General features: G+C 69.8%; 19 protein-coding genes and 1 pseudogene. 9 read left to right on the top strand and 11 right to left on the bottom strand.

Annotation, left to right across the window (positions count from 1 at the left end):
* Positions 1-36: 36 nt before the first annotated feature.
* Positions 37-1,080, top strand: coding sequence for a rhamnose ABC transporter substrate-binding protein (gene rhaS, locus NQ160_RS02480; RefSeq protein WP_257513657.1), 1,044 nt, complete (start codon positions 37-39; stop codon positions 1,078-1,080).
* Positions 1,081-1,143: 63 nt separating this feature from the next.
* On the opposite strand, the gene NQ160_RS02475 is transcribed toward rhaS, so the two are convergent.
* Complete coding sequence (locus NQ160_RS02475) at positions 1,144-1,293, bottom strand: hypothetical protein (protein WP_257513656.1); 150 nt, start codon at positions 1,291-1,293, stop codon at positions 1,144-1,146.
* 137 nt (positions 1,294-1,430) lie between these two features.
* A complete protein-coding gene (locus NQ160_RS02470) occupies positions 1,431-2,483 on the bottom strand; it encodes a LacI family DNA-binding transcriptional regulator (protein WP_306852296.1) in 1,053 nt (350 codons plus the stop codon).
* A 127-nt stretch (positions 2,484-2,610) separates the two neighbouring features.
* Between NQ160_RS02470 and NQ160_RS02465 the strand changes: the two genes are divergently transcribed.
* Complete coding sequence (locus NQ160_RS02465; RefSeq protein ID WP_257513655.1) at positions 2,611-4,008, top strand: glycoside hydrolase family 5 protein; 1,398 nt, start codon at positions 2,611-2,613, stop codon at positions 4,006-4,008.
* Positions 4,009-4,124: 116 nt separating this feature from the next.
* Here the strand turns inward: NQ160_RS02465 and NQ160_RS02460 are convergent, their stop codons facing one another.
* Positions 4,125-5,753, bottom strand: a complete 1,629-nt coding sequence (locus tag NQ160_RS02460; protein ID WP_257513654.1) for an MGH1-like glycoside hydrolase domain-containing protein — start codon at positions 5,751-5,753, stop codon at positions 4,125-4,127.
* A gap of 84 nt (positions 5,754-5,837) precedes the next feature.
* Entirely contained in the window at positions 5,838-7,157 is a 1,320-nt protein-coding gene (locus tag NQ160_RS02455; RefSeq protein WP_257513653.1) for an ABC transporter substrate-binding protein, read from the bottom strand.
* A gap of 301 nt (positions 7,158-7,458) precedes the next feature.
* On the opposite strand from NQ160_RS02455, the gene NQ160_RS02450 reads away from it, so the two are divergent.
* The 3 genes from NQ160_RS02450 to NQ160_RS02440 are packed head-to-tail and all read left to right on the top strand — an operon-like array spanning position 7,459 to position 10,713.
* Positions 7,459-8,406 carry a carbohydrate ABC transporter permease gene (locus NQ160_RS02450; RefSeq protein ID WP_257513652.1) on the top strand — a complete coding sequence of 316 codons (948 nt, stop codon included), beginning with the start codon at positions 7,459-7,461 and terminating at the stop codon, positions 8,404-8,406.
* Positions 8,407-8,452: 46 nt separating this feature from the next.
* Positions 8,453-9,358 (top strand): carbohydrate ABC transporter permease, encoded by a 906-nt coding sequence (locus tag NQ160_RS02445; RefSeq protein ID WP_257513651.1) that lies wholly within the window; start codon positions 8,453-8,455, stop codon positions 9,356-9,358.
* 8 nt (positions 9,359-9,366) lie between these two features.
* Positions 9,367-10,713, top strand: coding sequence for a Gfo/Idh/MocA family protein (locus NQ160_RS02440; RefSeq protein WP_257513650.1), 1,347 nt, complete (start codon positions 9,367-9,369; stop codon positions 10,711-10,713).
* Between the two features lie 57 nt (positions 10,714-10,770).
* On the opposite strand, the gene NQ160_RS02435 is transcribed toward NQ160_RS02440, so the two are convergent.
* Positions 10,771-12,831, bottom strand: a complete 2,061-nt coding sequence (locus NQ160_RS02435; RefSeq protein ID WP_257513649.1) for an alpha-L-rhamnosidase-related protein — start codon at positions 12,829-12,831, stop codon at positions 10,771-10,773.
* The gene (locus tag NQ160_RS02430) at positions 12,828-15,503 is read right to left on the bottom strand and encodes an alpha-L-rhamnosidase (RefSeq protein WP_257513648.1); all 2,676 of its coding nucleotides are present in this window, start codon (positions 15,501-15,503) and stop codon (positions 12,828-12,830) included. The genes NQ160_RS02435 and NQ160_RS02430 overlap by 4 nt, the downstream gene beginning before the upstream one ends.
* Positions 15,504-15,734: 231 nt before the next feature.
* Here NQ160_RS02430 and NQ160_RS02425 point away from each other — a divergent pair, with 231 nt between their 5' ends.
* The 4 genes from NQ160_RS02425 (at position 15,735) to NQ160_RS02410 (ending at position 19,933) form a co-directional block, all read left to right on the top strand.
* A complete protein-coding gene (locus tag NQ160_RS02425; protein ID WP_257513647.1) occupies positions 15,735-17,039 on the top strand; it encodes an ABC transporter substrate-binding protein in 1,305 nt (434 codons plus the stop codon).
* A gap of 62 nt (positions 17,040-17,101) precedes the next feature.
* Positions 17,102-18,016, top strand: a complete 915-nt coding sequence (locus tag NQ160_RS02420; RefSeq protein WP_257513646.1) for a carbohydrate ABC transporter permease — start codon at positions 17,102-17,104, stop codon at positions 18,014-18,016.
* Positions 18,013-18,849, top strand: coding sequence for a carbohydrate ABC transporter permease (locus NQ160_RS02415; RefSeq protein WP_257513645.1), 837 nt, complete (start codon positions 18,013-18,015; stop codon positions 18,847-18,849). The genes NQ160_RS02420 and NQ160_RS02415 overlap by 4 nt, the downstream gene beginning before the upstream one ends.
* 37 nt (positions 18,850-18,886) lie before the next feature.
* Positions 18,887-19,933 (top strand): LacI family DNA-binding transcriptional regulator, encoded by a 1,047-nt coding sequence (locus NQ160_RS02410; RefSeq protein ID WP_257513644.1) that lies wholly within the window; start codon positions 18,887-18,889, stop codon positions 19,931-19,933.
* Between the two features lie 48 nt (positions 19,934-19,981).
* Here NQ160_RS02410 and NQ160_RS02405 read toward each other — a convergent pair whose 3' ends face one another.
* From NQ160_RS02405 to NQ160_RS02385, 5 genes and pseudogenes are all read right to left on the bottom strand, one after another.
* The gene (locus NQ160_RS02405; protein ID WP_257513643.1) at positions 19,982-20,959 is read right to left on the bottom strand and encodes a serine hydrolase domain-containing protein; all 978 of its coding nucleotides are present in this window, start codon (positions 20,957-20,959) and stop codon (positions 19,982-19,984) included.
* Between the two features lie 99 nt (positions 20,960-21,058).
* Positions 21,059-22,507, bottom strand: coding sequence for a rhamnulokinase (locus NQ160_RS02400; protein WP_257513642.1), 1,449 nt, complete (start codon positions 22,505-22,507; stop codon positions 21,059-21,061).
* Complete coding sequence (locus tag NQ160_RS02395) at positions 22,504-24,540, bottom strand: bifunctional aldolase/short-chain dehydrogenase (RefSeq protein ID WP_257513641.1); 2,037 nt, start codon at positions 24,538-24,540, stop codon at positions 22,504-22,506. The genes NQ160_RS02400 and NQ160_RS02395 overlap by 4 nt, the downstream gene beginning before the upstream one ends.
* Before the next feature lie 24 nt (positions 24,541-24,564).
* Positions 24,565-25,410 (bottom strand): alpha/beta hydrolase, encoded by an 846-nt coding sequence (locus NQ160_RS02390; RefSeq protein WP_257513640.1) that lies wholly within the window; start codon positions 25,408-25,410, stop codon positions 24,565-24,567.
* Positions 25,410-25,818 (bottom strand): annotated as a pseudogene (locus tag NQ160_RS02385) (L-rhamnose isomerase); the annotation flags it as partial. The pseudogene NQ160_RS02385 and the gene NQ160_RS02390, both read right to left, overlap by 1 nt.

The following is a 25,818-nucleotide window of genomic DNA, read 5'->3' as shown; positions in this document are numbered from 1 at the left end:
ACCCGCGAGAACCTCGCACCACGGAAGGAAACACAGATGTTCGCAATGAAGCGCACGCGGCGCGCAGGAATCGCCGCCGCCCTCGCCCTGGGCGTCACGCTCGCCGCCGCAGGATGCTCCGGTGGAGGCGGTGGCACCGGAGGCGGTGACGGCGGCGACGAGGATGCCGAGATCTCGATCACGATGCTGCCGAAGAACCTCGGCAACCCGTACTTCGACACCTCGACGGGTGGAGCCGAGGAGGCATCGGGGGAGTTCGGCGGCACCTTCGAGGAGGTCGGGCCCAGCGAGGCATCGCCCACGTCGCAGGTCAGCTACATCCAGACCGCGGCGCAGCAGGGTGTCGGCGGGCTCATCGTCTCGGCGAACGACCCCGAGGCGATCTGCGACGCGCTCGACGAGGCACGCTCGGCCGGCGTCAAGGTGGTCACCTTCGACTCGGACACCAACCCCGATTGCCGTGACCTGTTCATCAACCAGGCCACCTCCGACGGGATCGCGCAGGTGCAGGTGGACCTGATCGCGGAGCAGATCGGCGGATCGGGGCAGATCGCGATCCTCTCCGCCTCGGCCAACGCGACCAACCAGAACGCCTGGATCGAGCTGATGGAGGAGGAGCTGGCCGCCAGCCACCCCGATATCGAACTGGTGCAGGTCGTCTACGGTGACGACGACGACCAGACGTCGTTCGACCGCACGGCGGCGCTGCTGCAGACATACCCCGAGCTGAAGGGCATCGTGTCGCCGACCACCGTGGGCATCGCCGCTGCGGCGCGGTACCTGTCGACATCGGAGTTCAAGGGCAAGGTGGCGCTGACCGGCCTCGGTACGCCGAACCAGATGCGCGAGTACGTCGAGGACGGAACCGTGACCGCCTTCGCACTGTGGAACCCGGCCGACCTCGGCTACCTGGCGGCGTTCGCCACGCAGGCGCTGATCTCCGGTGAGATCGCCGGTGAGGAGGGAGACACGTTCGAGGCGGGCAAGCTGGGCTCGTTCGAGGTGGGGCCAGACGGCGGCGTTCTGCTCGGCGACCCGTTCGTGTTCGATGCGGAGAACATCGGCGACTTCGACTTCTGAGTCGACGTCGGTTCAGGGCCCGGTCGGAGTTCGCTCCGGTCGGGCCCTGTCGCGTCGTCGCCGTCAGGACGCCGGGCTGTCGGGATCGAGGGTCTTGAGCGTCTCCTCCTCGGCCGGGTTGTCGGCCTGGAGCTGGTTCTCGGTGCCTTCGTCCCCGCCGAGCGGCGCGTTCTCGTCGATGGGTTCCTGTGCGTTGTCGCGGTCCTGGTCCATGCCGGCCACGCTAGGTGCCGCGGCATCCACCCGTATAGGGCTTGCATTCCCCGCCGAGTGAGTATTCGACGCGGCGAGTGAGCATTCGCACCGGCTCTAGCGAGCGACCGCGAATACTCACTCGAGACCGCGAATACTCACTCGGCAGCGGGGGGAGGGGCGGTCGAGCGCCGCACCTCCAGGCGCGGCTGGAAGACGACGTTGTGCTCGGGTGGCATCCCGGCCATGAGTGCCTGCATGCGCGCCCACGCGAGCGTGCCGAGTACGTCGTGCGGCACCGAGGCGGTCGTCAGCGACGGCGACAGGAACCGCGCGAACGGGATGTCGTCGAAACCGGTGACGGACACATCGTCGGGCACCCGGATGCCGCGCTCCACGAGCCCGTGCACGAGCCCCACCGCGACGAGGTCGTTGAAGGCGAGCGCCGCCGTCGCACCCGAGGACGCCACAGCCTCCACGGCCGCGAGCCCGTCTTCGCTGCCCGCACCCCCGGCGACGTGGATGATCGTGACGTCGCCCACCGTCTCGGCGAAGTCGCCGAGCCCTTTGATGCGGTTGGCGTTCGCGACGCCCTCGGGGCCCGCGACGTACACCAGCCGGCGGTGCCCCAGTGCATACAGATGCTGCGCGATCAGTTCGAACCCGGCTCGCGAATCCACCGACAGGGTGGGCGCGGTCACCCGGGGACTCGAACGGTTCATCAGCACCACGGGGCCCAGTGTCGCCGTCGTCCGCTCGAGATCGTCCTCGCTCATGCGCGGCGCGCACAGCACGATGGCGTCGCAGCGGCTGCGCACCTCGGCGGCGAGCACGGGCTCGTCGGCCGCGGATTCGGCCGAGTCCGCCACGAGCACGCGGTAGCCGTCGGTGGCGGCCGCCTTGCTCAACCCCGCCAGCACCGTCTGGAAGGCAGGATTGGCGAGGTCGGGCACGAGGAAGGCGATCGCCTTGGTCTTTCCGAGCGCGAAGCTGCGCGCCAGATGGTTGGGGGAATAGTTCAATTGCGCGGCCGACGCGCGTACCCGCTCACCCACCTCGGGTTCCCCCAGAAAGCGGCCATTCATCACGCGAGACACCGTCGCCGGCGACACCCCCGCGTGGTTGGCCACGTCGGCGATCGTCGTCGCGCCTGTCTTGGCCATCGGGCTCCCCTCCTGCACACGGGCGTCGTCGCCACGGTTCAGCACCATCCTAAGAGGGTGAAAGCGGTTTCCCCACACCACGTCTCCGCCGCCCGTCGTACCCCTGCCCGCATTGCCAGCGCCCGTGAAAGCGGTTTCTTGTAGTCTGGACCCGCACACGACCCGAAGGAGCGCCGTGACCACTCTCGATTTCCTCTCCGTTTCCGGAGCCGACCTCGTCGACCCCGCCGGCACGCCCGTGCGGCTGGCCGGGGTGGGGCTCGGCGGCTGGATGAACATGGAGAACTTCATCACCGGCTACCCCGGCGACGAGGGCACGATGCGCCGGCTCCTGCGCGACCGCATGGGAAGCGAGGCGTACGACGCGTTCTTCGACGCGTTCTCCCGCGACTTCTTCGACGAGGCGGATGCCGCACACCTGGCATCCCTCGGCATCAACAGCGTCCGCATCCCCTTCAACTACCGCCACTTCGAAGACGACCGGGCGCCCTTCGAGCTGAAGGAGGAGGGCTTCGCGCGGCTCGACCGCGTCGTGCGCCTGCTCGGCGAGCACGGCATCTACTCGATCCTCGACCTGCACGCGCTCCCCGGACGACAGAACCAGCACTGGCACAGCGACAACCCGACTCACATCGCCGAGTTCTGGAACCAGCGTCATTTTCAGGACCGCGTCGTGCACCTGTGGGAAGCCCTCGCGGACCGCTACAAGAACCGCCCCGAGGTCGCGGGGTTCAACCCGATAAACGAGCCGAGCGATCCGACCGGCGAAGCTCTGCCGGCATTCTACGAGCGGCTCGAGGGCGCCATTCGCGCGATCGACCCCCGCCACATCCTCTTCCTCGACGGCAACCGGTACTCCACGGACTTCTCGTTCCTCGACAGCCGCACCGAACCCATGGCCAACACCGTCTACACGGCCCACGACTACGCGCTGCCGGGCATCACGAGCGCGACGGCGTACCCGGGCGTCACGCGCGGCGAGTACTTCGACCGCGCCGTGGTCGAGGAGACGTTTCTGCGCCGCACCGAGTACATGCGCCGCACCGGCACGCCCATCTGGATCGGCGAGTTCGGCCCGGTGTACTCCGCCGACCGCTCCCAGGACGCGTGGCGCCTGCAGCTGCTGCGCGATCAGCTGGAGATCTACCGCGAGCACGGCGCCAGCTGGGCGTTGTGGACCTACAAGGACATCGGACTGCAGGGCCTCGTCTCGGCACACGCGGACAGCGCGTACCTCGAGCTCGTCGGCGAGGTCGTGGAGAAGAAGCGACGCCTGGGCGTGGACTCGTGGGGCGGGTCGGATGCCGGCGTCCGCGACGTGCTCGACCCCATCGACGCGATGTTCGACCGCGAGTTCCCCGACTACCGCCCGTATCCGTGGGGGCGTCAGCCGCACATCGCGGTGCTCGTGCGGCACATCCTCTTCGCCGAGCCGCTCGCCGAGGAGTTCGCCGACCGGTTCCGCGGCGTTGACCCCGAGCGGGCGCGCGAACTCGCGGCATCCTTCCGTTTCGACGCGTGCGATGAGCGCGCCGGGCTCTCCGCCGTGCTGCGCGAGCACCTGCGCGGCTGAGCCCGCGGCTCTCCGGCGGCTGCTCGCCTGTCGCAATATGTCGCTGTTCGGGCCGTGAAGCGACAACATGCGACAGGGGAGCACCGCACCCGGGGCGACGGCCGGCGGCGCCGCGCTCAGAACCGGGGCGGAGTGAAGCCCGGTGCCGTGCGGGCGCCGACGCGACCGCCGGCCAGCGCCACGCGTTCGTTCGGCGTGACGGCAAGGGGAATCTCGTCATCCCCGACGCGCAGGGTGCCGCGCACCTCCCCTGCCGCCAGCCCGACGACCGCCGCGACCTCGCCGTCGGCATCGAGCACGACCCGCCAGCCGCGGGGGAAATCCAGCCACCGCACGCCGCCGCGGTGCACCTCGATGCGTTCGTCGTCTCCGACGAGCTCGTAGCGCACCCCTGCCACGGTGCGCGCGGCGCCGGTGGCCGTGGGCGCCTGGCCGTGGGCGAGCCGTGTCGGGGTCAACCCGCTCAGCCAGACCTCGCCGTCGGGGCGGGGGAGGATGCCGGCGTCGCGCTCGAACGTGTCCAGCAGCCACAGGATCGACGGTGAATACACCTCGGTGTAGCCGGCGTCGCCGGTGGTCGGGTCGTAGCACTGCGCGAACCGGTCATGTCCGGCCATCGCCGCCAGCAGCGGGGCGTGCGTCAGCGCGAGTTCGGCGACGCGGCCGTGGTGCTCGAAGGCGTGCGCGGCGCGCAGCAGCGTCAGCGCGTTCACCGGTCCCGCCCACGAGTTGCGGGTGTGGTCGCCGTCGAAGCGCGGATCGTCCATCGATATCGAGGTGAACCCTGCCAGCGACAGGAACCGGCGCGTGTTCATGAGGTGGTCCTCGAGCGCCGCGGCGAAGTCGTCGTCGTCACCGATCTCGCACGCGAGCACCCGCAGCAGCACATCGGAGTCGACCCTCACATGCGCCCCGTCCGCAGCGCGGTCGTAGAACATGCCGCCCACCGCGCACTGCTCGTGCAGCGCGGCCCGTGAGGCGGCCGCCCTCTCGCGCCAGGGCGCGGCGTCCTCACCGAGCTCTGCGGCGATGAGTGCCAGATACTCCCGCTGACAGGCGGCGTTGGCGGTGAGGTCGGGGGCCACCAGGGGCAGCAGCGGCACGCCGGGGTCGAACGTCGCGGCATCCCCTCGATGACAGCGCTCGGGCATGTGCCAGAAGCGCGGGGACAGATCGTGGCCGGTGTCGTAGGTGCAGAACGCCTCGACGCCGCCGGTGCCGCGGGTGTCGCGGTGGGCGGCCAGCCATGCGTCGTTTCGCGCCATCGCCTCGTGCATGCGGGCGAGATAGTCGAGGTCACGGCCGGTGAGCAGGTAGTGGTTCCACACGCACCGCGCGAGCGGCGTGACGGTCTGGATCTGGGTGAACGCCGGGCCGTCGGCGGTGATCTTGTACGGCAGCAACCCGTCGGAGCGCTGCGCCTCGGCGAAGGCGAGGTGCGTGGCGCGGGTCACCGACGGGGCGAAGCGGTCGAGCATCTCGGCGTTGATCGTGGCCGTGCTCTCCAGCCACGCACCGTGGTAGACGCCGCCCTCGTGCAGCAGCGGCGCACTGTCGCCGATGGGGGCGATGCAGCCGCGCAGCTCCCGCCAGGCCTGGTGCCAGCGCTGCTCCAGGCCACCGCCGAGTGCGACGAAGCGGATGCCGGCGGCATCGACCTCGCGGGCGACGGGGTCACCGGCGGCATCCATCAAGGGCGCGTCGGCCTGGCGCAGCCGCGCCAGCGCGGTCTGGATCGGTGTCATGGTCTCCTCGTCCTGTGAAAACCTCTCGCGACGCGCAGGCGTGGGCGGACTCCCCGTCGGAGAGCCCGCCCACGCCGGGTGCGGTCAGCCGTTGGCGAGCGCCGCCGTCAACTCTTCCACCCACTGGCGAGCGCCGTCCTCAGCGCTGGTGTTGCCGAAGAGGATGTCGGATTCGATGCGCTGTGACAGCTCGTTGAGCATTGCCCCGCCCGCCGGCTGCGGCGGTGCTTCGACGCCCACCTCCAGCACGGTGCCGACGTACTCCGCCGACAGCGCGTCGGCAGGAGCCAGGAGCGGCTCCACGACGGCCAGGGTGTCGGGGTTGAACGGCAGACCGCGGTTGGCCAGGATCAGCTCCGCGGGCGCCGGCTGGTTCAGCAGCCAGTCCACGAGCAGGGCAGCCGCCTCGGGGTGATCGGTCTCGGAGGCGATCGCCCAGAATTGCGACGGCAGCACCGCGACGCCGGAGACATCGGTGGACGACGGCGGGGTGAGGATCTGAACCTCAGCGCCGGTGCCGCCCTGGTAGGCGCCGATCTGGTTGCTGTAGGCGAAGGTCATCCCGGCTCTGCCCGTGCCGAAGAGCGAGAGGTCGGGCGTGACGTTCCAGTGCTCCACGATCACCGACGGGTCGGGAAGGCCGCCGCCCTCGACGAGCTCCTGCTCCATCTCGTACCACTGCTGGATCACGTCGGCGTCGACCGTCAGCTCGCCGTCCCAGCCGTAGATGCCGGTCTCGGTGTACTGGGCGGCATAGGTGCCCAGAACGTCCTGCACACGCAGGTCGAGTCCGACGATGCCGTCGCCGGCATTGGCCGAGACCTCGTTGGCGATGTCGGTGAAGTCCTCCCAGGTCCACGATGCGTCGGGGAGTTCCACTCCGGCCGCCTCGAAGATGGTGGGGTTGATCAGCACGCCGATCGCGTTGCCGCCGGTGGGCAGGCCGTAGAGCGTGTCGTTCACCGTCGCGCTCGTGAGCGTGAAGTCGGGGTACGCGTCGGTCGGCAGCTGCTCGCTGACGGTCGAGAGATCGAGCAGGGCGCCCGCCGCCCCGTACTCCTGCGGCTTCGCGCCGCCGAGGGCGAAGACGTCGGGTGCGGTTCCCGACGCGAAGTCGGTGGCCAGGCGGTTGAAGAGGTCGTCCGGGGCGCCGACGGGCTGCTCGACGACTGTGATGTTCGGGTATTCCGCCTCGAACAGGTCGATCGCCTCGGCCATGATCGCCGACCGCTCGTCGTTGCCCCACCAGGCGATCTGCAGTTCGATCTCCTCTTCGGGATCGAAGCCGCCGCTCGCCGCGGGGGCGGGGTCTGCTGCGCCGGAGCAGCCCGAGAGGGCCAGCGCCGCGACGAGGATGGTCCCGGCTGCCGCGCGGGCCGCGATGGGTCGTGGTGAACGCGTCATTGCGCCTCTTTTCGTGTCGTGTCCCCGGGTGCCTGCTTCGGCGCCCCGTTCGGAGGCGGGCGCCGCCGAACGCACGCGGCATCGGAAGAAACCGCTTTCACCGGAAAGTAGCAGTGGCGCTCCACGGTGTCAATTGTTGATGCAACGTCGTTATGCAAGGCGGATGCCGCGGTCAGTGCGAAGGCCTGTGATTACGGACCCAGGGGATCGTTTGACCTCGTCCCCTTGAGTGGTCCATACTGATCGGCGCACGTGAAAGCGGTTTCTTCCATGTGCCCCCGAACGAGACGAGGAGGTCTCCGTGAGCAGCATCGGCGAGTTGCGCAAGATCGCGCGCCAACCGCGCGGCACGGGCGGTGCGCGCGGCGGTCGCACCCGCAACCCCGACAACAAGGCGGGGTACCTTTTTCTCGCGCCGTGGCTGATCGGCGTCGTGGTGTTCACCATCGGCCCCATGCTCGCGTCGCTGTACCTCGCGTTCACGGACTACAACCTGCTGCAGCCGCCGCGGTGGTCGGGTTTGGACAACATCGTCGAGATGCTCGGCGACGCCCGCCTGTGGAACTCCCTGCGAGTGACGCTGACCTACGTCATCGTCTCGGTGCCGCTGCAGCTGGCGCTGGCCCTGGCCGTCGCGATGCTGCTGGATCGCGGCATGAAGGGCCTGGCGTTCTACCGGTCGGTCTTCTACCTGCCGAGCCTGTTGGGCGGGTCGGTGGCCATCGCGATCCTCTGGCGTCAGGTCTTCGGCAAGGACGGGATCGTCAACTCGTTCCTGGCCGTGTTCGGCATCGAGGGTCCTGGATGGATATCCCATCCCGACTACGCGCTGGCGACGATCATCATCCTTCACGTCTGGACGTTCGGGTCGCCGATGGTGATCTTCCTCGCAGGGCTCCGCCAGATCCCGGAGATGTACTACGAGGCCGCCCAGATGGACGGCGCCGGCAAGATCCGCCGGTTCTTCTCGATCACCTTCCCGCTGCTGACGCCGATCATCTTCTTCAACCTGGTGCTCCAGATCATCTTCGCGTTCCAGTCGTTCACGCAAGCCTACATCGTGTCGGGAGGCACGGGCGGTCCGTCGGATTCGACCATGTTCTTCACGCTCTACCTCTACAAGGAGGCGTTCACCGAACTGAACATGGGGTACGCCTCGGCCATGGCGTGGTTCCTGCTGCTGATCATCGGCGGCTTCACCGCCTTCAACTTCTGGCTGTCGAAGTTCTGGGTGTTCTATGACGACTGAGCAGCCCGGCCCCGCCCCCATCTACGTCCGCGCGGAAGAGAGCACCATGACCACCACGACCGACGCCACCCTGGCCGTCGTCCTGCCGAACGCAGGCGACGACGAGCGCCGTCGCCTGCGCCGCCGGGGCAACGTCCGATCGGTGTTCAAGCACGCCGGACTCATCCTGCTGTCGATCGTGATGATCTACCCGCTCATCTGGCTGGTCGTGTCGTCGCTGAAGCCCAACGCCGACATCTTCACCGACCTCGGCATCTTCACCACCGACCTCACCCTCGAGAACTACATACGCGGGTGGACCGCCCAGCAGCTGCCGTTCAGCGTGTTCCTGATGAACTCCACGATCCTCGTGGTGGGCGCGATCATCGGAAACCTCGTGTCGTGCTCGCTTGCGGCATACGCGTTCGCCCGCCTGAAGTTCTGGGGACGCAACGCCTACTTCGTGATCATGCTGGGCACGATCATGCTGCCCTTCCACGTGGTGCTGGTGCCGCAGTTCATCATCTTCCGCGAGCTCGGCTGGCTCGAGACGTTCCTCCCTCTCATCGTGCCGAAGTTCCTCGCCACCGACGCGTTCTTCGTCTTCCTGATGGTGCAGTTCATCCGCGGGCTCCCGAAGGAGATCTTCGAGGCGGCGCGCATCGACGGCGCAGGCCACGCCCGCATCTTCGGTCAGGTCACTTTGCCGCTCATGGTGCCGGCGCTCGCGACGACGACGATCTTCACGTTCATCTGGACGTGGGGCGACTTCTTCGGCCCGCTCATCTATCTGCGCACGCGCGACAACTTCCCGGTCTCGGTCGCGCTGAAGGGGTTCATCGACGCACAGTCCTCGTCGAACTACGGCGCGATGTTCGCGATGTCGGTCGTCTCGCTCATCCCGCTGTTCCTGGCGTTCCTGATCGGCCAGAAGTACCTGGTCAAGGGCATCGCCACGACCGGTATCAAGTGAGGGCCGCCATGCGCACTCGATACGCCCTGGTGGGCACCGGCAGCCGAGCCCAGATGTACATCGACGCCATCACCGGCCCCCACGCCGACACCGCGGAGCTGGTCGCGTGGAGCGACACCAACCCGGGCCGGATGGACTGGTACGAGCGAAGTCTCGTGGATGCCGGTGCGCCGGTGCCCGCGCGGTTCGCGCCGGCCGAGCTTGCCGAGGCGGTGCGCCGCCACCGCGTGGACCGGGTGATCGTCACGTCACCGGACTGGACCCATGACGACCACGTCGTCACCGCGCTCGAGGCCGGCGCGGGCGCCATCGTCGAGAAGCCGCTGACGACCACCGCGGCCGGGGTGCGCCGCATCGCCGAAGCCGCCGAGCGGACCGGGCTGCCGGTCGTGGTCACGTTCAACTACCGGTACTCGCCGCGCAACAGCGCGCTGAAGCAGGTGATCGCCTCGGGCGAGATCGGCGAGGTGACGTCGGTGCACTTCGAGTGGGTGCTCGACACCGCCCACGGCGCGGACTACTTCCGGCGCTGGCACCGCGACAAGGAGAGCTCCGGGGGGCTCCTCATCCACAAGGCCAGCCACCACTTCGACTTGGTCAACTGGTGGATCGGCGACGCGCCCACCCGGGTGTTCGCCAGTGGCGGCCTGCGGTTCTACGGGGCCGACAACGCCGCGCGGCGTGGCCTTGGCCCCCGGCCCGCGCGGGGGACAGACGACTCGCCGCTGCGCGACGCGTTCAGCCTCGACCTGCGCGACGACCCGACGCTGCGGGGCCTGTACCTGGAGCAGGAGGCGTACGACGGCTACCTGCGCGACCGGGACGTGTTCGATGCCGGCATCACGATCGAGGACAACCTCGCGCTCGTGGTGGACTACGCCGGGGGCGCATCGATGTCGTATGCGCTCAACGCGCACTCGCCGTGGGAGGGGTACACCGTAGCCGTCAACGGCACCCGCGGTCGTGCCGAGCTGACGGTCGTCGAGCGCGGGGCGGTGCTCGTCGCGGACAACGGTCGCCCCGTGGTGGACCCGAGCGCGCGGCCCGACGCGGTGCGCGACGACGACGGTCGGCCGGTCAGTGAGCGACTGGTGGTCCAGCGTCACTTCGACGTGGCGCGGGAGGTGCCGATCCCCGAGGGCGAGGGCGGGCACGGCGGCGGTGACGTGCAGCTGTTGCGGGACCTGTTCGTGGGAGCTGCGGACGATCCGCTCGGCCGCGCCGCGACGTGGGACGACGGGGTGCGCTCGGTGTCTGTCGGCCTCGCCGGCAACCGCTCCCTCGAGACCGGCCAGGCGGTGCGAACCGCCGAGCTGTCGCTGGGCCCTGCCCGCGCCGCCTTGGCCGCCGAGTGAGCATTCGCGCCACCGAGTAAGTATTCGACGCGAGTACTCACTCGAGGGGTCGAATACTCACTCGCTCGGGTGGGAGGGGAGGAGCACCTCCGCGGGGCCGGGGTACTCGACCGCGTCCACCACGAGCGTCGTCCCCGCCGGCAGGGTCACCCACAGCTCGCCCGGCCGCGCGTCGGTGACGATGTCGCCGTGCGGCGTGGGGGTGACGGCAGCCGCCCACCCCAGCGATCCGAGGCGCGGGTCCACCGTGAACCGTCGCCACCCGTCGGCGAGCGGGCGGATGCCGAGCACGAGCTCGGGCAGCAGCGCCGCCGGGCCCGCGGACCAGGCGTGGCAGAGGCTCTTGCCGAACGGGCGGCCGTACATCTCCCAGGGGGAGCCGGCGTCGACGAATTCCTCCCAGAAGGTCGTCGCGCCCGCGTCGAGCATGCCCGACCACAGGCGGCGCACCTCTGCCACGGCCGCGTTCCGCTCGCCGGCACGGCCGAGCGCCAGCAGGGCGAAGGCGCGCATGAAGGGCGTTCCGCCCGCCGACTGCGCGAGGAGGGCTGAGGCCGGCGACGGGTCGGAATCGAGCCCGGCGAGGATCGCGAGGAAGTTGGGATAGGCGCTCGCGCACTCCGCCTCGTCGAGGTATTCGCTCCAGAGGCGTTCGGCGGGGCGCCACGCGCGCTCCACCAGCACTGTCTTCAGTGCGGCGGCAGCGGCATGCCAGCGGGCGCTCCCGGGATGTCCCGCCGCCTCGAGCACCAGCGCGGCGCTGGTCAGTGCCCAGTGCCAGAGGATCTGGAGGGCCGTCGGGGTGCCGTCTTCGCGGACCGATACCCCCCAGTCCAGGAAGACCGCGCCCGGTCCGGCATGCGCGAACGACCCCGCGACGCGCGGCGGACGCAGGACCCCGTCGGCATCCGCATGGGCCGCGAGGTCCGTCATGAACGCGTGCACGTGCTCGGCTTCGTCGAGTGCGAAGTCGACGTCGCCGAACTGTCGCTGATAGAGCCCGTGCGAGATGACCCACCAGAGCGAGTAGTCCGAGATTCCGTTGACGTATCCGTGGGTCGGTCGTCCGAGGGCGCGCAGCGTCGTGCGCACGATGTCCGCGTCGGCGAAGGCGGCGGCGTTGGTCAGCACCCCGAGGGCGTGGTCCCCCATCCATGGCATCCGATCGCGCTTGATCCCGTCGACCAGAAGCGTCTGCATGCACAGGCGCAGGGTGTAGGCGCTCGTCGCCCAGATGCGGTTAAGCGCCTCGTCGTCGGTGAGGAAGGCTCCCCGCCGCGGCGCGGGGCGCACGTGGGCGTGCACCGTCACGGTGGTCGCGACGGCGCCGGTCACGGCGGCGTAGCGAAAGCCCAGCGCGTGGTCGCTGAGGTAGACCCCGGGTGCTGTCTCGGTGAGGTCGAACCGGCTCTCGCCGGCGCCGGGCCCCGCGGCGGCCTCCTCCGGCGACTCGCCCGTGGTGAGGACGGGACGGGATGCCGCGACGATCTGCACGCGCCCGAGCACGGGCGCGTCGAGCCCGTACAGGTCGGATCCGGCGTCGGAGATCGGGCGCAGCGGGAGTTCGACGGTCGGCTCGCCGCGCTCGTGCGGAGGCACGTCGTCGCCGGGCCGCGGCGACACCCGCTCCCATCGCGCGCCGTCCATCGACGCCTCCCACGTCCAGCCGACGGCGGGGAGGGCTGCGGCTGGGGGGATCGTCGCGTCCGCCGTGCGCACCTCGATCTCGAGGATCGAGCCCGCGGCAAGAGACGATGTGTCGATGACGCCGTCCGCGCCGAGGGGGAGCGCCACCCCGTCGGCGCGTGCCGTCGCCTCGCCGGTGGTCAGCGGGGCGAGAGAGGGGGTCGAAGCGGGCAGCCGCGTCCGGAAGATCGCCCGCCGGGCGGTCCCGCCCACGTTCTCGGCGTAGTCGACGTGCCGGTTGGCGCCGCGTCCTTGCGCGATCAGGCGATGGAGGGCCCCGGCCTCGTATTGGGTGGGCGGGTAGAACCAGTCGCGCCCGGAAGCCGCGGGGAGCAGATCGGGCAGCCGGTCTGCTCCCGCGGCGCGGGAGAGGGCGACGAGGCGGTCCCTGTCCCAGCGGGCGGGTCGGTCGTCGCGGTGCCCGTGCGTCACGACGAGGGCGCGTCGCTGGGCACGACCGCGGCGGCGGTCACCTCCAGGCGGTGGCGTCCGTGGGCCAGCGTCGCGGGCGCGGGCGCGGGCGCGCCGTCGACGGTGACGGTCGACCGCGACGTGGTCGGCAGGTCGAGGTGCGCGCGCACGCCGAAGGGCACGGTGAGCTCGGCGCGGAAGGCGCCGTCGTCCATGACCTCCCAATCGATCGCCAGGATGCCGTAGGGCGTGCGCACCTGGGCGCGGGCGTGACGCAGGCTCTCGGCGGGGCGGGGCGCGATCCGCACCGCCCGGTAGCCGGGCTCGATCGGGTCGAGACCCGCCACCGTGCGATAGACCCAGTCGATGACCGCCCCGTACGCGTAGTGGTTGAAGGAGATCATGCTGTCCCCTTCCTTCGAGTCCATGGCCCCGTTGTGGATGGTCCCGTCCGGCTTGATCGCGTCCCAGCGCTCCCACACCGTGGTCGCGCCGCGATCGACCTGGTACAGCCACGAGGGCGCCTCGCGGCGCAGCAGCATCCGATAGGCCTCCGTGAGGTGGCCGTTGCGGCTGAGCGCGAACAGGACGAGCGGCGTGCCGAGGAACCCGGTGGCGATCCTGCCGTTCTCGGCGCGGACGTTGGCGGCCAGGGCCTCGGCGAGTGCCGCGCGCTCGCCCTCGGGGGCGATGTCGAACTCGAGGCACAGTGCGGCACCGGTCTGAGTGAGCAGCGCCTCGTCCTGCCAGCGGTCCCAGACGGCTGCGGCCACCCGCGAAGCGAGCTCACGGTGCGCCGTGGCATCCTCGCCGAGGATCTCCTCCGCGCGGGCCAGCAGTGCGGCAGATCGCGCGTAGAAGCAGTTCGCCACGAACAGCGGAGAGGTCTTGGCCTCCCAGGGCCGGTCGCCCGGGGCGTCGGGGTCGAGCCAGTCGCCGTATTGGAAAGGCTCTTCCGGAAGGAGCACGTCGGATCCGGCGCGCCGACGGAGGTGCTCGACCCAGCGTCGCATGCTGGTCAGCTGCACCCGCAGCACCTCGGCGGAGCCGTAGGCGTCGTAGCTGGCCATGGGGACGATGGTGGCCGCGTCGGCCCACCCGGCGCGTCCCATATCGTCGACGGCCGCCCCGCCCATCAGCAGATCGCCGGGCACGATGATGTTGGGGACGAGCGAGGCCACCGCGCCGTCGTCATCCTGCTCCACTTCGAGGTCGCGCAGCCACGACGCCCAGAAGGACTCACTGTCGAACAGCGTGTTGGCGGTGGCGGCGAACGCCTGCGCGTCGCCGGTCCAGCCCAGCCGCTCGTCACGCTGAGGGCAGTCGGTGGGCAGCGAGACGAAGTTGTCGCGCTGCGACCATGCGACGTTTTCGTGGAATCGGTCGAGCGCGGCGTGGGAGCTGTGGAACTCCGAGCGCGGCCGCAGGTCGCTGGAGATCGCGACGGCGTCGGCGGAGATGATCTGCACGTCGCCGACGACCTCCGCGTAGCGGAATCCGTGGAAGGTGAACACCGGCTCGAGCTTGTGACGGCCGTCGCGATCGAGCACATAGGTGTCGGTCGCCTTGGCCGTGCGCAGCGCCGCCGTGTGCAGCGCCCCGTCGGGCTCGAGCACCTCGGCGTGGCGCACGGTGACGGTCGCGCCGCGCCTGCCCTCGACGTCGAGCCGTACCCAGCCGGAGATGTTCTGGTGGGCGTCCAGCGCGATCGCGCCGTCGCGCTCTGTCAGCGACATCGGCAGCGTGGCGATCTCGCGCACCGGGACGAGGGGCCGGGGGATGAACACGTCGCGGTCGAACGGCACGATCCGGGCCGGCTGCCAGTGACTGTCGTCGAAACCTGGGGACGCGCTGTCGACGGCGGCCGTGAGGTCGATGGCGGTGCCGTCGTAGATGCTCGCGCAACGCACCGCGCCGAAGCCACCCCGCCAGGTGGTGTCGGTCACGAGGGTCGCGACGTGGCCGTCGCGGTCGGTGAGCTCGAGCTGGGCGATGGGGCCGATGCGGTCGCCGTAGATCTCCGTGCGGTCCGCGAAGCCCATGCGGCCGCGGTACCAGCCGTCGGCCACAGTGATCTCTATCGCGTTGGCGCCGACCCGCAGGTTCCGGCCCACGTCCACCGTGTCCAGCAGGATGCGCTCCTGGTACGACGTCCACCCCGGGTTCAGGATGCCGTCGGTGACGCGCTCGCCGTTGACGCGCACCTCGTAGACCCCGAGTGCCGAGATGTACAGGCGTGCGCGTAGCGGCACGGCTTCGAGGGTGAACTCCCTGCGGAAGACAGGTGCGGGCCCCTCGGTGACGCTGTCGATGTCGATCACCTCGGCCGTCAGCTCGGCGGCGGTGATCGCGCCCTCCACGGTGAGCGTCTCGCTCCAGGCGGTCCAGCCGTCAGGGGTCCCGATCCGTACGCGGTGTTCGCGGATCTCGCGCGGTGCCAGGGGTACGGTGCCGGCGGGGATGTCGATGGCCGCAGAGGACGGCACCACATCTGAAGCGATCCAGTCGCCCCCCGTGGCGCGTGTCTGCACCTCGTATCCGAGTTGGCAGGCGGCGGCCGCGTCCGACTCGGCCTCCCATCGCAAGAGCACGGGACCCGGTGGAACCGCGGTGAGTCGGTCGTCGTGCTGGCAGCGCAGCCGAGTGACGCGCGTCTGCGACGTAGCGTCGTGGGTGGGGGGCAAGACGGTCATCGTCTTCCTCTCGAGATCAAGGCGTCAATGAATCGCTTCAAACGCGGTCGTCTCGACCCTATGGCGACGGACCAAACTGCGTCAACCGCAACAAAACGCGGTTGTCGTCACTTCTGGAGGTTCTCTGAGGTCCTTTTGACATCGCGGGCTCGGAGGCCTACATTCACATCCAAGTGAATCGCTTCAACATCGTTGCCGAAGCCGGTGACGAGGTCTACAAGGAGGTAAACCATGGCAAACGCGCAACCGCGTCGACTGGCGCTGGGCGCCGCAGGGATGGTGGCCGCGCTGACGCTGGTCGGCTGCGCCGGCGGCGGGGACGCTGGGGACGGCAGCGAGCTGTCGGTCTACATCGACAGCAACCCGTCCTCGATCGCCCTGTGGGAGGCCCTCGTCGAGGGATACGCCGAGGTCAACCCCGACGTCACCATCGAGATCGAGACGCACCCCGCCGGTGGCGAGGGCGACAACCTCGTCAAGACGCGCCTGTCGACCGGCGACATGAACGACATGTTCTGGTACAACTCCGGTTCCCTGATGAAGGCGCTGAACCCGGAGAAGACGCTCGTCGCCCTGGACGACCAGGACTGGATCGACGCGATCGACGAGAACTTCATCCAGGCCGTCTCGACCGAGGACGGCATCTACGGCGCCCCCGTCGGCGCGTCGTTCGCCGGCGCCATCGTCTACAACAAGGACATCTACGCCCAGCTCGGGCTCGAGGTCCCCACCACGTGGGACGAGTTCATCGCCAACGCGAAGGCGGTGACCGACGCCGGTCTCGTCGGCGTCATCCAGAGCTACGGCGACGCGTGGACCTCCCAGGTGCCGGTGCTGGGCGACTTCTACAACGTCACCGCCGTCGAACCCGACTGGGCCGAGCAGTACACCGCGGGTGAAGCCAAGTTCGTGAACGAGCCCGCTCTGGCCGGCTTCCAGCACCTGCAGGACGTCTACGACGCCGGCGTGCTGAACCGGGACTTCGCATCCGCCACCTACGACGACGCGGTGCGCATGCTCGCGGAGGGCGAAGGCGCGCACTACCCGATGCTGACGCTCAACGTCGCCGAGGCGATCGGTGCGAACTACCCCGAGGCCGACGGCTCGATCGGCGTCTTCCCGTTCCCGAGCGACGACGCTGACAGCAACGGTCTCACCGTCTGGATGAACAACGGCGTCTACGTGCCGCAGACCACCACGGGTGCTCAGCTCGAGGCGGCGAAGGAATTCATCGCCTGGCTCGTCACCCCCGAGAGCTGCGCCATCCAGGGCGCTGCGACCACCCTCGGCGGTCCGTTCGTGATCGAGGGCTGCGAACTGCCCGAGACCGCCGCGTCGCTCGTCGGCGACATGCAGTCCTACTTCGACGAGGGACGCACCGGCCTCGCGCTCGAGTTCCTGTCCCCGATCAAGGGACCCTCGCTCGAGCAGATCACGGTCGAGGTCGGCTCCGGCATCCGCTCAGCTGCCGACGGTGCCGCCCTGTACGACCAGGACGTCATCAAGCAGGCCAAGCAGCTCGGGCTGGACTGGTAGGACATTCCGCGAACGCGGGGCGGGGCCGGCGCAACCGGTCCCGCCCCGCTGAAGGAGAAGTGATGGCAACCGCGACAGCCGCCCCCATGCGCCGAGACCGCAAGCAAGCGCCCCCTCGTCGGCGCGCCAGTCCGTACCCGCTGTGGTTCCACATGCCCGCGGGGGTGTTCTTCCTCGTCCTGTTCATCGTCCCCACGGCGGCATCCTTCTACTTCTCGCTCACCCGGTGGACCCTGTTCGACGTCGAGTTCATCGGTCTGGACAACTTCGTGCAGTTCTTCCGCGAACCGGCGCTGGTGCAGGGGTTCACCAACACCTTCATCTACGCCTTCATCACCTCAGCGACCAAGGTCGTGCTCGGCCTGCTGCTGGCGATCCTGCTCACATCGCAGATCATCGCCCGCGGGTTCCTGCGATCGGTGGTGTTCTTCCCGGTCCTGGTGAGCACCATCGGCGTCGGAGTCACCTTCACCGTGCTGCTGGACCCCTTCGACGGCATGGTCAACCAGCTGCTCGCCCTCGTCGGAATCGAGGGCCCGGGCTGGCTCACCGATCCGAACCTGGCGCTGCTGTCGGTGGCCTTCGTCGACGTCTGGAAGGGCGTGGGCCTGGCCACCCTGATCTACATCGCCGGCATCGTCGCGATCCCGCAGGAGTACTTCGAAGCGGCTGAGGTCGACGGCGCCTCTTCTTGGCACAAGTTCCGCTCCATCATCCTTCCGCTGGCGCGCCCGGCGACCGTCACGGTCGTCATCCTCTCCCTCATCGGCGGCCTGCGCTCGTTCGACCTCATCTGGGCGATGACCGGGGGCGGCCCCGGCTTCACCAGCGACGTGATCGCCTCCGTCATCTACAAGCAGTACCAGGCCGGATTCTTCGGTCTGTCCACTGCCGGGAACGTCGTGCTGTTCCTCGTCGTGGCCGCGATCATGGTCCCGCTCTCGTACTGGCTCAATCGCAAAGGCAGCGAATCATGAAGACCCGCAAGCAGAAGAACGGCGTCGTCCTCGGGCTCGTCTCGCTGGCGCTGGCCGCCGTGGTCTTCCTCGTGCCCTTCGCGTTCATCGTGCTCACCGCAGGCAAAACCCAGCAGGAGGCGTCGCGGCTGGAGTTCACCTGGCCGACGGAGTGGGTGTTCTTCGAGAACCTGATGACGGTGGTGAGGACGAACGATTTCATCCTCATCCGGGCGTTCATCAACAGCACCGTGCTCACCGTCGTGGCCGTGGCCATCATGGTCGTGCTCGCCGCGATGGTGGGCTATGTGCTCCAGCGTCGGCAGTCCCGATGGAACGGCCTGATCAACTTCTGCGTGCTGGCAGGCCTGATCATCCCTCCCGCCGTCGTGCCCACCATCTGGGTGCTGCAGGGCACCGGCCTGTACGGATCGCTCACCGGCCTCATCGCCGTGCACGTCGCGTTCGGCCTGTCGTTCTGCATCCTGCTGTTCAAGGCGTTCGTCGGAACGATCCCCCGCGAGCTCGACGAGGCGGCGCTGATCGACGGCGCCGGGCCCATCCGGCTCTTCTTCCAGGTGATCTTCCCGCTGCTGCGCTCGGTGATCGTCACGGTCATCGTGGTGCAGGCGGTCACCGTGTTCAACGACTTCACGTACGCGCTGTACTTCCTGCCCGGTATGGACAACGCCACGGTGCAGCTCACGCTGTACAACTACCAGTCGCAGGGTCTGAACCAGTGGAACCTGCTGTTCATGGACGTGCTGCTGATCACCATCCCGCCGCTGATCATGTTCATCTTCTTCAACCGTCAGATCGTGGCCGGGATGACCTCGGGCGCGATCAAGGGATGACGACCTGCGCTACGGTGACATCGAGATGAGGAGCCGCGTGCCACGTGAGTCGGATGCGCCCCCCAAGCTTCGCGATGTCGCGCGGCATGCCGGGGTGTCCATGGGAACGGTGTCGCACGTCCTCAACCACCCCGACAAGGTGAGCCCCCGCACCCGGGACCGGGTGCGGGAGTCGATCGAGGCCCTCGGGTTCGTGCGTGACGCCAACGCGAGTTCGCTCGCCGGAGGCGGGTCCCGCAGTATCGGGCTCGTCGTGATCGATCTGGCCAACTCGATGTTCGTCGACGTCGCGCTGGGCGCCCAGCAGACCGCCCGGGAGCGGGGACTGAACCTGCTGCTCGCCGGCAGCCAGGACGACTTCGAGCTGCAGGCCGCCAACGTGGACTTCTTCGACGAAGCACGGGTGGCCGGGCTCCTGCTGGCTCCCATGCGGGACTCGTCGGAGCAGATCCAGAAGCTGCGCAAGCGGGGATGCCCCGTGGTGCTCGTGAACTACGACCCCGGTCCCGGCGACGACTGCTGCGTCGTCGTGGACAACGAGCAGGTCGGTTACATCGCGGGACGTCACCTGATCGACGAAGGATGCGAAAGGCTGCTCTTCGTCGGCGGCGTCGACCCGTCGCTGCAGCCGGTGGCCCTGCGCCGAGAGGGTTTGCGTCGCGCCGTGCGGGAGACGCAGGGTGTGGTGCGCTTCGAGGAGATGCGCGTCGCTGACCTCACCGAGAGCAGCGGTGCTGCGGCGGCCGAACGCATCGCCGCGCGCGGGCCGGACACGCGGCCAGACGGCGTCGTGGCGGTCACCGACACGCTCGCCGCCGGGTTCATCGCCGAGATGGAGCGCCGGGGGATCGATGTGCCGGGCGAGATGGCCGTCATGGGGTGCGACCACAACTCGACGGCCGCGGTGACATCGGTGACCCTCACGACGGTGTCGATGCACGGCGAGAGTCTCGGCGCGGCGGCCATGAGCCTTCTGCTCGAGGAGATCGGCGACAGCGACGGTCACCTTCATCAACGCGTCATCGTGGAGCCGCACCTGATCCGCCGCGGTTCCACCGCCGGCTTCCGCCGCGGTGCCGAGTGAGTATCCGCGGCGAGTACTCACTCGAGGGGTCGAATACTCACTCGCGGATCAGAGGCCGCACACGACGGCGTTGTCGAGCTCGTCGGCATCCACTCCGGGGCGCTGCACGCGGTTGGTGAGCAGCACGTAGGCGACGCCCGCCGTCGGATGCACCCAGAACTCGGTACCCGCCCAGCCGGCGTGTCCGTACACGTCCTGGTCGATCAAGCCGGGCGCGCGCGTGCGCAGGTTCCAGGTGAAGCCCCAGTCCTGGCCGCGCTCGGCGGGGTAGGGCTCCAGCCTCGGGATGCCGCCGGTGAGCGGTCGCCGCATCATCGCCAGCGTCGCCGGCTGCACGATCTCGCCCTCGTCTCGCAGCAACGCCGCGCCGATGGCGAGCAGGTCGGCAGCCGTGCCGATCATGCCCGCCCCCGGGTTGCGCTGTGCGGCGAAGGCATCCGCATCGAATCCGAGCTCCGGGCCGTCCACCACCGCATGCGGGTCGGACGCTTCGTCCAGCGTCAGCCCGCCGGCGCCGACGGCGTGGGCCCAGGCCGCCACATCGGCATCCCAGGAGCGGCCCGTGGCCTGTTCGACGACCGCCGCGACCCCCTCGAACGCGATGGTCGAGTACCGCGATGCGGCGCCGGCGGCGAAATCCCGACCCGGCTCGAGCAACGCCTGCCGCAGCGGCACCGCGCTGTCGAGCGGAGGCTCCGGGATGCCGGACGTGTGGCTCACCAGATGACGCAGCCGCACCACGTCGTCGCGGTCGGCTCCGAAATCCGGGACGGCCGCTGTCAGTGGGGTCTCCGCCGTGAGCAGGCCGTGCTCGATCGCGCGCGCGGTCGTGAGGCCGGTGAGGACCTTGGTGATCGAGAACAAGCGGTAGGGATCGTCCACGTGCGCGGTGCGGCCATGGGTGGCGCCGAAAGCATCGAGGGCAACGACGCCCTCCGCTGTCGCGATACCCAGGACGGCGGACGGGAGGCGTTCCGCCTCGACGTGCCGCCGCGCCCAGTCGAATGCGGCGCCGTATCCGGTCATCGGTGGTCTCCTCGAATACTCAGTCGGCACGTCGAACACTCACTCGACGCCTCGAATACTCACTCGAAGACGCCGATACTCACTCGACGGCGACAATACTCACTCGCGGGGGCGGGGGTCGTAACGTGTCGGGGCGTGCGTGCGTGCCACGAGGTCTCGCAGCGACTCCAGGGAGCCTCCCACGAACCCGGCCGCGCGGCCCTGCACCAGCAGGTTGCCGAGGGCTGTCGCCTCGACGGGGCCGGCCAGCACCGGCATCCCCGCCCGGTCGGCGGTGCGCTGGCAGAGCAGCCGGTTGAGCGACCCGCCGCCGACGATGTGGATCGTCTCGACGTCCACCCCGCCGATGCGACCCGCGAGCCGCGCGGTGTCGGCGAAGGCCTGCGCGAGCGACTCGACGATCGAGCGCGCGAACTCCGCGTGCGTGCGGGGCGCCGCGACGTCATGCTCGGCGCACCAGGCGGCGATGCGGGCGGGCATGTCGCCCGGCGGGAGGAAGCGCGGGTCGTCGACGTCGAACACCGGCACCGTGGCGGGATCCACCTCGGCCGCGGCGCCGAGCAGCGTCGGCAGGTCGATGTCGTGGCCCTCGCGCTCCCAGCCGCGCACCGTCTCGCTCAGCACCCACAGGCCCATGACGTTGTGCAGCAGCCGCACGCGACCGTCCACGCCGCCCTCGTTGGTGAAGTTCGCCGCGAGTGCCTCGTCGGTGAGCACGGGCCGCTCCACCTCGACGCCGACGAGCCCCCACGTGCCGCAGGAGATGTATGCCGCGGACTCCGACCGCATCGGCACCGCGACGACCGCCGAAGCCGTGTCGTGCGACCCCACCGCAGTGACGGACACGCCCGACCCGGCGCCGAGCGAGGCGGCCACCTCGGGCAGCAGCGCACCCAGGCGCTCGCCCGGGGCGATGAGGGCGGGGAGGATGCCGCGGGGGAGCCCCAGCGCGGCCATCAGCTCCTCGTCCCACGTTCTCGTGTCGGCCTGCAGCAGCCCGGTCGTCGAGGCGTTGGTGACCTCGGTGCGCGCCTGCCCCGTCAGCCAGTAGCCGATGAGGTCCGGCACGAGAAGCGCCGTGTCGGCGAAGCCGAGCAGATCCGTCGGCTCCGCGCCCAGCTGGTACAGCGTGTTGAACGGCAGGAACTGCAGCCCGTTGCGGCGGTAGAGCTCCGCGTGCGGCATCCGCTCGTGCACCGCAGCGACGCCGCGCTCGGTGCGGGAATCGCGGTAGTGGAAGGGCGTGCCCAGCAGCCGCCCGTCGCGCAGCAGCCCGTAGTCCACGGCCCACGAATCCACGCCGATGCTGGCGACGTCGGGCGCCGCGCGCAGGGCCTGACGCAGCCCGGCGAGAGCCGCGCTGTACAGCCCGAGCAGATTCCAGTGCATTCCGTCGGGCGTGGCCACCGGGTCGTTCGCGAACCGGGCCACCGTCGTCGCCTCGAGCGTGTCCTGGCCCACCTGCCCGACGATCACCCTGCCGCTCGTCGCACCCAGGTCGACCGCCGCGACGGCGCCGACCCCCGACGAACCCGCGCCCACGCTCATCGCAGGAACGCGGCGGCGACGCCGGAGTCCACGGGGATGTGCAGCCCGGTCGTGCGCGAGAGCTCCGGACCGGTGAGCACGTACACCGCGTCGGCGACGTTCTCGGGAACGACCTCGCGCTTGAGGATCGTACGGTTCGCGTAGAACTGGCCGAGGTCCTCCTCATTCACGCCGTACGTCGCGGCGCGGTTCGCGCCCCAGCCGGACGCGAAGATCCCCGAGCCCCGCACGACGCCGTCGGGGTTGATGCCGTTGACGCGCACCCCGTGCTCGCCGAGCTCCACGGCCAGCAGACGCACCTGGTGGGCCTGGTCGGCCTTAGTGGCGGAGTACGCGATGTTGTTGGGGCCGGCGAAGACGCTGTTCTTCGACGAGATGTAGATGACGTCGCCGCCCATCTTCTGCTCGATGAGCGCCTTCGCGGCGGCCTTCGCGACGAGGAACGAGCCCTTGGCCATGACATCGTGCTGCAGGTCCCAGTCCTTCTCGGTGGTCTCCAGCAGCGGCTTCGACAGCGACAGACCGGCGTTGTTGACGACGAGGTCGACGCCGCCGAACGCGAGCACGGTCGCATCGATCGCAGCCTGCACGCCCGCGGCATCCGCCACGTTCGCGGCGACGCCGATCGCGACGTCGGTGCCGCCCAGCTCGGCGGCCGCGGCCTGCGCCTTCTCTAGGTCGAGGTCGGCGACGACGACGCACGCGCCCTCGGCGGCCAGGCGGGTGGCGATGGCCTTGCCGATGCCGGACGCCGCGCCCGTCACGAACGCGATGCGGCCCTGGTGGCTCTTGGGCTTGGGCATCCGCTGCAGCTTGGCCTCTTCGAGCGCCCAGTACTCGATGCGGAACTTCTCGGCATCCGAGATGGGGGAGTAGGTCGACAGCGCCTCGGCGCCGCGCATGACGTTGATCGCGTTGACGTAGAACTCACCGGCGACGCGCGCGGTCTGCTTGTTCGCGCCGTAGCTGAACATGCCGACGCCGGGGACGAGCACGATGAGCGGGTCTGCGCCGCGGATCGCGGGGCTCGAAGCATCTGCATGCGCGTCGTAGTACGCCTGGTAGTCGGCGCGGTACTCGACGTGCAGCTCCTGCAGGCGGGCGAGCTGCTCGTCGACCGAGGCGGATGCCGGCAGGTCGAGGATCAGCGGCTTGACCTTGGTGCGCAGGAAGTGGTCGGGGCAGCTCGTCCCGAGCGCGGCGAGAGCCGGTGCCTTCTCGGAGGCGAGGAAGTCCAGCACCACGTCGCTGTCGGTGTAGTGGCCCACCATGGGCTTGTCGGTGGATGCCAGGCCTCGGATCGTCGGCGCGAGGGCGGCCGCGCGGGCGCGCCGCTCGGCTTCGGGGAGCGCCTCGAATCCGGCGCGCACACCGCCGAACGGGTCGGCCTTGCCGTTGCTTGCGATGTAGGCGGCGGCGGTGTCGATGATCCACAGGCTGTTGCGCTCGGATTCCTCCGAGGTGTCGCCCCACGCGGTGATGCCGTGGCCACCGAGGATGCAGCCGATGGCCTGCGGGTTCTTCGCCTTGATCTCGGCGATGTCCAGGCCCAGCTGGAAGCCGGGGCGACGCCACGGCACCCAGACGACCTTGTCGCCGAAGATCTCGGAGGTGAGCTTCTCGCCGTCGGCGGCGGTCGCGATCGCGATGCCCGAGTCAGGGTGCAGGTGGTCGACGTGCGCGGCATCCACCAGGCCGTGCATGGCGGTGTCGATCGACGGGGCGGCGCCGCCCTTGCCGTGCAGGCAGTAGTCGAAGGCCGCGACCATCTCGTCCTCGCGGTCGACGCCGGGGTAGACGTTCACGAGGGCCCGCATGCGGTCGAGCCGCAGCACGGCCAGGCCCTTCTCGGTGAGGGTGCCGAGGTCGCCGCCGGAGCCCTTGACCCACAGCAGCTCGACGGGGTCGCCGGTGACCGGGTCGGTCTCGGTGCCCTTGGCGGAGGTGTTGCCGCCGGCGTAGTTGGTGTTCTTCGGGTCGGCGCCCAGGCGGTTGCTGCGGGCGATGAGCTCGGCGGCTGCGGGGTTCGTCATGTGGATGGTCCTTCGGGTGGCGTGTCAGGCGAGGTGGGTGAGCCGAGCGGCGATGCGCTCGATGGAGAGGGATGCCGCCGCCTCGGCGGGGCGGTTGAGGTGGCCGTGCTGGGTCCCGCGCTCGGTGACGGCATCCACGGCGCAGCCGGCGGCGGCGAGCGAGCGCGCGAAGGCCTCGCCCGACATGCGCAGCTCGTCGGCCTCGCCGTTGATCATGAGCACCGGGGGGAAGCCCCTGAGCTGCGCGGTCGTGGCGATCCCGGGGATCGCGTAGGCGTCGGCGGTGTCGACCGAGCCGCCGAGGTAGTTCTCGTACATGGTGCGGATGATGTCCGCGCCGAAGCGGTCGGCCTCGGGCTCGGCGTCGAGCAGGGCGCGCAGCTCGGCATCCGCTGCCGCCTGCACGGCCTGCAGCGTCGGGTAGGCGAGCACCACCAGTGCCGGGAGGGTATCCCCGGTGTGCAGCCGGCGCAGGGTGGCGCCGGCGGCGAGGTTGCCGCCGGCGCTCGCGCCGCCGAGCGCCCACGGGCCGTCGGCGAGTCCGGAATCGAGCGCCCACGAGAAGGCGAAGCCGACCTCTTCCGACGCCACGGGATAACGCACGCGGGCCCGGTCGTGTCCGGCGGGGGGCATGGTCCACCCCTCCGGCACCGGAGCGAGGGCGTAGTCGACCGACACCACGGCGATCCCGCGGTCGGCCAGCTGGCGGCAGACCCAGTCGCCTTCGGGCATGTCGAGGTCACCGCCGGCGAACCCGCCGCCGTGCGCCCATACGAGGCCCACGCGGGCCCCGCCGGCAGGCGCGTAGGTCCGCACGCCCAGCGGCCCATGCGGGCCGTCGAGCGTGCGGTCCCGGGCGGCGTGGGTCATCAGGCGCCCCAGCCGGCCTGCGTGCCGCCGACCCGCTCGGCCTCGATCTTCTGCTGGTAGCCCGAGGCGGCGTAGGCGGCCATCGGGTCGGCGGGAAGCCCGCGCGACTCGCGCCACTCGGCCAGCGCCGGGCGCACGTCGGTGTAGAAGGCATCCATGAAGACGGCCTGGGCGCCGAGCACGTCGTTTGCGCTCTGCGCTGCCGCCAGGGCATCGCGGTCCACGAGCAGGGCGCGGGCGGTCATCTCCTGCACGTTCAGCACGGAGCGGATCTGACCGGGGATCTTGGCCTCGATGTTGTGGCACTGGTCGAGCATGAACGCCACGTCGGGGTTGTTCAGCCCGCCGCCGCGGATGACCTCGAAGAGGATGCGGAACAGCTGGAACGGGTCAGCGGCGCCCACGATG

The organism is Microbacterium sp. zg.Y909 (genome assembly GCF_024626565.1).
Note: the sequence above shows the minus strand (reverse complement) of the source record. Positions and strands in the feature narration are given on the sequence as shown.

Bases quoted from the DNA above. Each gene is read 5' to 3' on its own strand.
- NQ160_RS02425 (WP_257513647.1), top strand. From the start codon at position 15,735: ATGGCAAACGCGCAACCGCGTCGACTGGCGCTGGGCGCCGCAGGGATG.
- NQ160_RS02430 (WP_257513648.1), bottom strand. From the start codon at position 15,503: ATGACCGTCTTGCCCCCCACCCACGACGCTACGTCGCAGACGCGCGTC.
- NQ160_RS02455 (WP_257513653.1), bottom strand. From the start codon at position 7,157: ATGACGCGTTCACCACGACCCATCGCGGCCCGCGCGGCAGCCGGGACC.
- NQ160_RS02440 (WP_257513650.1), top strand. From the start codon at position 9,367: ATGCGCACTCGATACGCCCTGGTGGGCACCGGCAGCCGAGCCCAGATG.
- NQ160_RS02475 (WP_257513656.1), bottom strand. From the start codon at position 1,293: ATGGACCAGGACCGCGACAACGCACAGGAACCCATCGACGAGAACGCG.
- rhaS (WP_257513657.1), top strand. From the start codon at position 37: ATGTTCGCAATGAAGCGCACGCGGCGCGCAGGAATCGCCGCCGCCCTC.
- NQ160_RS02460 (WP_257513654.1), bottom strand. From the start codon at position 5,753: ATGACACCGATCCAGACCGCGCTGGCGCGGCTGCGCCAGGCCGACGCG.
- NQ160_RS02395 (WP_257513641.1), bottom strand. From the start codon at position 24,540: ATGACGAACCCCGCAGCCGCCGAGCTCATCGCCCGCAGCAACCGCCTG.
- NQ160_RS02390 (WP_257513640.1), bottom strand. From the start codon at position 25,410: ATGACCCACGCCGCCCGGGACCGCACGCTCGACGGCCCGCATGGGCCG.
- NQ160_RS02420 (WP_257513646.1), top strand. From the start codon at position 17,102: ATGGCAACCGCGACAGCCGCCCCCATGCGCCGAGACCGCAAGCAAGCG.
- NQ160_RS02445 (WP_257513651.1), top strand. From the start codon at position 8,453: ATGACCACCACGACCGACGCCACCCTGGCCGTCGTCCTGCCGAACGCA.
- NQ160_RS02400 (WP_257513642.1), bottom strand. From the start codon at position 22,507: ATGAGCGTGGGCGCGGGTTCGTCGGGGGTCGGCGCCGTCGCGGCGGTC.
- NQ160_RS02405 (WP_257513643.1), bottom strand. From the start codon at position 20,959: ATGACCGGATACGGCGCCGCATTCGACTGGGCGCGGCGGCACGTCGAG.
- NQ160_RS02470 (WP_306852296.1), bottom strand. From the start codon at position 2,483: ATGGTGCTGAACCGTGGCGACGACGCCCGTGTGCAGGAGGGGAGCCCG.
- NQ160_RS02415 (WP_257513645.1), top strand. From the start codon at position 18,013: ATGAAGACCCGCAAGCAGAAGAACGGCGTCGTCCTCGGGCTCGTCTCG.